This window comes from Streptomyces sp. NRRL WC-3549, assembly GCF_000721935.1.
In the GTDB taxonomy this organism is placed as follows: Bacteria; Actinomycetota; Actinomycetes; order Streptomycetales; family Streptomycetaceae; genus Streptomyces.
In genome coordinates this window covers 188,449-195,657 of sequence record NZ_KL585414.1, presented here as the reverse complement: position 1 = coordinate 195,657, position 7,209 = coordinate 188,449, and the positions used below count along the sequence as shown (strand labels likewise).

Here is a 7,209-nt window from a genome sequence, read left to right as displayed (position 1 = left end):
GGCAGGTCCGGTTCCGGTGGTGGTGTTCTCTCCCGCCTTCCGCGGGGCTGTGGGTCCAGGTCAGCCGGGCACTCCTTGTTCGGGGATACGGGGGCGGGGAACTCCAGTCGGCCTGATCGGCCGGAGCGGTCCGGATCCCGTGCGTGATCCGCCTTGCGTGGCGTGCCGTCGAGCGTGGGTGCGCCGGGTGCGGGCCGGTCGTCGCTCCTCGGGCCGTGGAACCGCCCCGGAGACGTACGCGCACGGTGTCCCACCCGTGGGTACGGAGGCGGATCCGGAAGCCGCCGACACGGCGACGGCGGTACGGCCGACCGCGGCGGGCACCGCTCGCAGGAGCAGCTGGTGCAGGTGCGATACGTGCGGATGTCGCATGAGCGACTCCTTTACAGGTCCGGCGTACCCCTACGGCACGTCGTCTGGTGGAACCGCTCCCACTGGTGTGGCTTGACCGTAGAGCGTCAAGTCTCGTCGGTCAACACACCGGTTCCGAACTCTTGTTGTCGAAACAATTCGACTCTTCACGTCTCTTGACTCTCTTTTTCCTCGTCCCCATTCTGGGAGCGCTCCCACCGGTTCAAGGCTTGTGCTCAGCCCCCGCACCCCCCATGTTTCCGAGCCGCCGAGGAGGTACCGCGCATGCCATCGGCCAGCGCACGAAGAAGTTGGTTACCGGGGAGACCCGGAAGAACCGGAGCCGGAACCAGACGTCTGTGGACCGCCCTCGTGGCTGCCCTGGCCCTCCCCCTGGGGATGACCGCAGCGGCCGGCACACCGGCTCAGGCCGCCGCCGTCGCGTGCGGCGTCGACTACACGGCCAATGACTGGGGTTCGGGGTTCACCGCCGAACTCACCCTGACGAACCGGGGCTCCGCCGCGATCGACGGCTGGACGCTGACGTACGACTACGCCGGGAACCAGCAGCTCACCAGCGGCTGGAGCGGCACCTGGTCCCAGTCCGGCAAGACCGTCACCGTGAAGAACGCCGACTGGAACGGGACGGTCGCCGCCGGTGCCGCCGTCACGGCCGGCGCGCAGTTCACCTACAGCGGCACGAACACCGCCCCCGCCTCCTTCGCCGTCAACGGCACCGTCTGTGCGGGGGCCCACCAGCCGCCGATCGCCGTCCTCACCTCCCCGGCGGCGGGCGCCGTCTTCTCCGCCGGAGACCCGGTACCGCTGGCCGCGACCGCGGCGGCCGCGGACGGGGCGACGATCAGCAAGGTCGAGTTCTACGACGACACCACCCTGCTCGGAACCGACACGACGTCCCCGTACAGCTACGAGGCCGAGCGGCTCGCGGCCGGAAACCACTCGGTGTACGCCCGGGCGTACGACAGCCTCGGTGCCTTCGCAGAGTCCCCGCCCGCCGGCATCACCGTCGTCGCCGGCCCCGCGGTGGTCGCCACACCCGCCCAACTCGGTGTCCAGCAAGGCAGGACGGGAACCTTTGACGTCTCGCTGTCCACCGCACCCGCGGCGGACGTCTCCGTCACCGTGGCCCGGTCCGCGGGCAACACGGGACTGAGCGTCACCGGTGGGGCGAGCCTCACCTTCACCCCGGCCAACTGGTCCGTGCCCCAGAAGGTGTCCATCGCCGCCGACGGCTCCGGCACCGGCGCCGCGACCTTCACCGTCACGGCCCCCGGCCATGCCAAGGCCGAGGTCACCGTCACCCAGCTGGCCGCGGCGAAGGAGTACGACGCCCGCTTCCTCGACCTCTACGGGAAGGTCACCGACCCCGCGAACGGCTACTTCTCGCCGGAGGGCATCCCCTACCACTCCGTCGAGACGCTGATCGTCGAGGCCCCTGACCACGGGCACGAGACGACTTCGGAGGCCTACAGCTACCTGATCTGGCTGCAGGCGATGTACGGCAAGATCACCGGCGACTGGACCAGGTTCAACGGTGCGTGGGACACCATGGAGACGTACATGATCCCCACCCACGCCGACCAGCCCACCAACTCCTTCTACGACGCCTCCAAGCCCGCCACGTACGCGCCCGAGCACGACACCCCGGACGAGTACCCCGCGGTGCTCGACGGCTCCGTCTCCTCCGGCTCCGACCCGATCGCGGCCGAGCTGAAGAGCGCCTACGGCACCGACGACATCTACGGCATGCACTGGATCCAGGACGTCGACAACGTCTACGGGTACGGCAATGCGCCCGGGACGTGCGCGGCCGGCCCCACCGGGACCGGACCGTCCTACATCAACACCTTCCAGCGCGGACCGCAGGAGTCGGTCTGGGAGACCGTCACCCACCCGACGTGTGACGACTTCACGTACGGCGGCGCCAACGGCTACCTCGACCTGTTCACCGGGGACTCCTCGTACGCCAAGCAGTGGAAGTTCACCAACGCCCCCGACGCCGACGCCCGCGCCGTGCAGGCCGCCTACTGGGCCGACGTCTGGGCGAAGGAGCAGGGGAAGTCGGCGGAGGTGGCCGGCACCGTCGGCAAGGCGGCGAAGATGGGCGACTACCTGCGCTACTCCATGTTCGACAAGTACTTCAAGAAGGTCGGTGACTGCGTCGGCCCGACCTCCTGCCCGGCCGGCTCCGGCAAGGACAGCGCGCACTACCTGATGTCCTGGTACTACGCCTGGGGCGGCGCGACCGACACCTCGGCCGGCTGGGCCTGGCGGATCGGCTCCAGCCACGCCCACGGGGGATACCAGAACCCGATGGCGGCCTACGCGCTGAGCTCGGCCGCCGACCTGAAGCCCAAGTCGGCCACCGGCCGGCAGGACTGGGCCAAGAGCCTCGACCGGCAGCTGGACTTCTACCAGTGGCTGCAGTCCGACGAGGGCGCCATCGCGGGTGGTGCGACCAACAGCTGGAAGGGCGGTTACGCCCAGCCCCCGGCCGGCACCCCGACCTTCTACGGCATGTACTACGACGAGAAGCCCGTCTACCACGACCCGCCGTCCAACCAGTGGTTCGGATTCCAGGCGTGGTCCATGGAGCGCGTCGCCGAGTACTACCACGAGTCGGGGGACGCCCAGGCGAAGGCGGTGCTCGACAAATGGGTCGACTGGGCACTGTCCGAGACGACCGTCAACCCTGACGGCACCTATCTCATGCCGTCCACCCTCCAGTGGTCCGGCGCCCCCGACACCTGGAACGCCTCGAACCCCGGCCCCAACGCCGGGCTCCACGTCACGGTCGCCGACTACACCAACGACGTCGGCGTGGCCGGCGCCTACGCCCGGACGCTGACGTACTACGCCGCCAAGTCCGGCGACACGGAGGCCAGGACGACCGCCGAGGCGCTGCTCGACGGTATGTGGCAGCACTACCGGGACGACGCCGGTGTGGCGGTGCCCGAGACCCGCGCCGACTACAACCGGTTCGACGACCCGGTCTACGTCCCCAGCGGCTGGACGGGCGCCATGCCCAACGGCGACACCGTCGACAACGACTCGACCTTCGTCTCGATCCGCTCCTTCTACGAGGACGACCCGAACTGGCCCAAGGTGCAGGCCTATCTGGACGGCGGCGCGGCGCCGGTCTTCACCTACCACCGGTTCTGGGCGCAGGCCGACATCGCACTCGCTCTGGGGGCCTACGCCGATCTCCTGGAGTGAGTGACCGGGCCACAGCGGGTGCCCCGGCTGCCGGCCGGGGCACCCGTTCGGACCCGGGCGACCGTCCGCCCCGCACCGAGCGGCCGACGCGCCACGGCGAGCGCCCGGGGCACGCCGGCCGCCCCGGGAGCGCGGCGGTCATGGCGACGGACTGCCCGCCCGCACCGGCATCATGGGCCCATGACATGGACCGCTCCTGAAGTCACCCGTACCACCGGACCCCTCACCGGCGGCGAGCGCGAGACGCTCACCGGATTCCTCGCCTTCTACCGGAGCACGCTCCTGCACAAATGCGCCGGGCTGACCGGACGACAACTCGCCGAAGTGACGGCCCCGCCCTCGAACCTCACGCTGCTCGGCCTCGTCCGGCACATGGCCAAGGTCGAACGCATCTGGTTCCGCCTGGGGTTCGCCGGACTGGACCTTCCACCGATGTACGAACCGGCGAAGGGCAAGGACGCGGACTTCGAGGACCTCGCCCCGGACCGGGCCGAGCACGACTACGCCCGTCTCGTCGAGGAGATGCGCCTCGCGGACGAGGCGGTCTCCGGTGCGGCACTCGACGACACGTTCACCTGGCGGGGCACGGTCCACTCCCTGCGTATGGCGCACATCCACATGATCGCCGAGTACGCCCGCCACGTGGGCCACGCCGACCTCCTCAGGGAGCGGCTGGACGGGGCCACCGGGGCCTGAGCCGCGCCCGTACAGCGTCTGGCGTAGGCGCGGTCCGGGACGGAGTGAAACGGCCGGACCGGGTCACACGAGGGACATGACGTCCACCGACGTAAGGACAGACGGCGCACCGGATCCTGAGCGGGCGGACCGGAGCCGCCGCTCCCGCACCCGGGGCTGCCTTCCCTTCGCAGGTGTCTGCGCCGTGGCCCTGGTCCTGCTCCTGCTGGGTTCGCGCATCGGCCTCCTGCCCGGCTTCGGCGACTTCTTCGGCGAGCGGACCACCGACCGCTCCGGACCCGCGGTGCTGAAAGCGGTCCAGGACATGAGTTCGTACGAGGCGGCCTCCGGTGACTTCCAGGTCGTCGTCGACCTGGAGAAGGACAGCAAGTTCCTGCCCGACGCCATCCGCGGAACCCGCACCCTGTACGTGGGGGCCGGCACCGTCGGCGCATCGGTGGACCTCGGCAAGATCGCCGAGGACGGCGTGAAGGTCAACGAGGACCGGACCGAGGCCGAACTGCTCCTGCCGCACGCCACGTTGGGCAAGCCGGCCCTGGACCCGGGGCGTTCGTACGCGGTGTCCAAGCAGCGGGGACTCCTCGACCGGCTCGGTGACTTCTTCTCCGACAACCCCGGCAGCGAACAGGCGGTCAACGAACTCGCCGTCCAGCACATCGGCGAGGCGGCCGAGGAGAGCGGCCTCACCGAGCGGGCGGAGAAGAACACCACCTCCATGCTCCAAGGGCTGCTGGGATCCCTCGGGTTCGAGAAGGTGGCCGTCCACTACGGCTGAGCACCGGGAGCGGTTTCCGCGCGGAGGTTCGTCCGGGATGCCGCCGTCGGCCGGACCGGCATGGCGTGAACACCCCACGCATTCAAGGGATTACCCTTCGTGCCTGTCCGAGTAGTGACGGCAGACCGAGGGGACCCCGAATGAACCGAATCCGCACCGTACTCGCCGCGATGGGCGTCACCGCGGGGCTGGTGGCCGCACCCACCGCGAACGCCGCGGCACAGCAGGGGCACACCCCGCCGACCACGGCCGTGCGCCACGACCCGTGCACCGGCGAGTTCCGCGACGACGCCCGGCTGGGCCCGCAGTGGCTGCCCAGCACCACGCAGGCGCCCGTCGGCCCGCTGCTCAAGGGGTACAAGCGCACCGGCACCCTGTCACCGGCCGCCTTCCTGAAGAAGTACTGGGAAGGCCCCGAGGACACCGGCAGCTGGAAGTACCCGCCGGACGACGGCTTCGCCGAGGTCAACGGCGAGATCGACAGGGAACCCACCAAGCTGCGCCCGGGCCAGCGCCTGGACCGCTTCGGCTCCGAGTACGGCGGCTACCTCGCACCGGCGGGCGACGCCTACGCGGAGCGTGCCCTGCCGCCGCAGAGTCTCAACACCCGCGAGGCGACGACGCCGTGCGACTACCGCGTCTACAAGGTGGCCAAGCCCTTCTGGGTCTGGCAGGGCGGCATCGCCCCGTGGTTCGAACAGCCCGGCGGCGGTCAGCAGATCAAGCTCGACCCGGTATTCCTCGACCCGGGCGAGGGCGAGCGCCTCAACGTGAAGTGGCTGCTCGACCACGACTACCTGACGCCCGCCGGGGCCTGACCCGCATGGACCGCCACGGACTGCGGTCCGCGCTGAGCGCCGCGGGGGTGCCGGACGGCTACTACCGCATCGAGGGCGTCCACGAACCGGTCCCCACGCCCCCCGACTTCCTGTTCGTGAGACGGGGACCCGACGGGACGTGGGAGACCGGCGCGTACGAGCGAGGCGTGTACGACGCGTTCGCCCGGCACCCGGACGAGGAGACGGCCTGCCGCCACCTGCTCCACCTGCTCGTCTGAGCCGGCGGGACCGACGTGCGCTGTCGGCGGTCTCCTCGCACACCGGCGAGGGCTGCGGACACCGCGTTGGGCAGGAACCCGCCGCCGAGGCCGACACCCCGCTGACGCGGTGGCTGCGCACGGTGGACGCCTGACCGGGCGGACCCGGGCCCCGGTGCCGGCCGCGTGTCGGAGCCGGGGCCGCGTCCCCCGACCGGTCATGGTGGGCTCATGAACAGTGCTGGGATTCTCGCCGAGGCGTTCGAACGCATCAAGGAAACGGTGCACGAGGCGGTCGAGGGCCTCCCACCCGAGATGCTCAACGCCAGGCCGGACGAGGACGCGAACTCGATCACCTGGCTGGTGTGGCACCTCACCCGGGTCCAGGACGACCACGTCTCCGACGCCGCGGGCACCGAACAGGTCTGGTTCTCCGAGGACTGGGTGTCCCGATTCGAGCTGCCCCTTCCCGGGGACTCGACCGGTTACGGGCACAGCAGCGAGCAGGTGGCATCCGTCGAGGTGGCCTCGGGCGATCTGCTCCTCGGCTACTACAACGCCGTCCACGAGCAGAGCCTCGCCTTCATCCACGGGCTCGACGGCCGGGCGTTGGACCGCGTCGTGGACGAGGCGTGGTCACCGCCGGTCACCCTCGGAGTGCGGTTGGTCAGCGTCCTCTCCGACGACCTGCAGCACGCCGGTCAGGCGGCGTTCGTCCGCGGAGCACTGGAACGCCGGCAGGCCGGACCTGAGCGCGCGTAGCGGCCCGGACTCGTGCCGACGACGCGCTTGAAGTGCCGGGAGAGATGCGACTGGTCGTAGAAGCCCGCAGCCGTCGCCGCGTCGGGCGCGCGCATCCCGTCCAGCAGCAGGCGCCGTGCCAGATCGACCCGACGCCCCGTCAGGTACTGGTGCGGTGCCATATCGAACTCGCGGCTGAAGGCCCGCACCAGGTGGGCGTGGTGGCTGTGCAGACGCAGCGCCGCCGCCCGCAGGCTCAGTCCCTCCACCACGTGCCCGTCGAGCAGGTCCCGCAGCTCGTGGGCGACCCTGGCATCACGCGTCGGCGGCGGCGTGCCGAGGCGGTCGAGCAGGTGGGCGGCGAGCCGGTCAC

The 7,209-nt window shown here is 70.6% G+C and carries 7 protein-coding genes; 6 read left to right on the top strand and 1 reads right to left on the bottom strand.

Annotated elements, in window-relative coordinates:
* Positions 1–750 precede the first annotated feature (750 nt).
* From IH13_RS0122210 to IH13_RS0122185, 6 genes are all read left to right on the top strand, one after another.
* Complete coding sequence (locus tag IH13_RS0122210) at positions 751–3,588, top strand: glycoside hydrolase family 48 protein (protein WP_234433362.1); 2,838 nt, start codon at positions 751–753, stop codon at positions 3,586–3,588.
* Between the two features lie 180 nt (positions 3,589–3,768).
* The gene (locus tag IH13_RS0122205; protein ID WP_031087104.1) at positions 3,769–4,284 is read left to right on the top strand and encodes a DinB family protein; all 516 of its coding nucleotides are present in this window, start codon (positions 3,769–3,771) and stop codon (positions 4,282–4,284) included.
* Between the two features lie 76 nt (positions 4,285–4,360).
* On the top strand, positions 4,361–5,059 hold the full coding sequence (locus IH13_RS0122200) for a DUF4230 domain-containing protein (protein ID WP_031087103.1): 699 nt from the start codon (positions 4,361–4,363) through the stop codon (positions 5,057–5,059).
* A 140-nt stretch (positions 5,060–5,199) separates the two neighbouring features.
* The gene (locus tag IH13_RS0122195) at positions 5,200–5,877 is read left to right on the top strand and encodes a TNT domain-containing protein (RefSeq protein ID WP_031087102.1); all 678 of its coding nucleotides are present in this window, start codon (positions 5,200–5,202) and stop codon (positions 5,875–5,877) included.
* Positions 5,878–5,882: 5 nt separating this feature from the next.
* A complete protein-coding gene (locus IH13_RS0122190; RefSeq protein ID WP_031087101.1) occupies positions 5,883–6,116 on the top strand; it encodes a hypothetical protein in 234 nt (77 codons plus the stop codon).
* A 210-nt stretch (positions 6,117–6,326) separates the two neighbouring features.
* On the top strand, positions 6,327–6,857 hold the full coding sequence (locus IH13_RS0122185) for a mycothiol transferase (protein WP_031087099.1): 531 nt from the start codon (positions 6,327–6,329) through the stop codon (positions 6,855–6,857).
* Here the strand turns inward: IH13_RS0122185 and IH13_RS0122180 are convergent.
* A partial coding sequence (locus IH13_RS0122180; RefSeq protein ID WP_031087098.1) for a helix-turn-helix transcriptional regulator occupies positions 6,797–7,209 on the bottom strand: 413 nt, incomplete at its 5' end. The genes IH13_RS0122185 and IH13_RS0122180 overlap by 61 nt on opposite strands.

What these genes read in the sequence shown, in the direction of transcription:
- IH13_RS0122195 (WP_031087102.1), top strand. Translation starts at nt 5,200, where the DNA reads ATGAACCGAATCCGCACCGTACTCGCCGCGATGGGCGTCACCGCGGGG.
- IH13_RS0122200 (WP_031087103.1), top strand. Translation starts at nt 4,361, where the DNA reads ATGACGTCCACCGACGTAAGGACAGACGGCGCACCGGATCCTGAGCGG.
- IH13_RS0122210 (WP_234433362.1), top strand. Translation starts at nt 751, where the DNA reads ATGACCGCAGCGGCCGGCACACCGGCTCAGGCCGCCGCCGTCGCGTGC.
- IH13_RS0122205 (WP_031087104.1), top strand. Translation starts at nt 3,769, where the DNA reads ATGACATGGACCGCTCCTGAAGTCACCCGTACCACCGGACCCCTCACC.
- IH13_RS0122185 (WP_031087099.1), top strand. Translation starts at nt 6,327, where the DNA reads ATGAACAGTGCTGGGATTCTCGCCGAGGCGTTCGAACGCATCAAGGAA.
- IH13_RS0122190 (WP_031087101.1), top strand. Translation starts at nt 5,883, where the DNA reads ATGGACCGCCACGGACTGCGGTCCGCGCTGAGCGCCGCGGGGGTGCCG.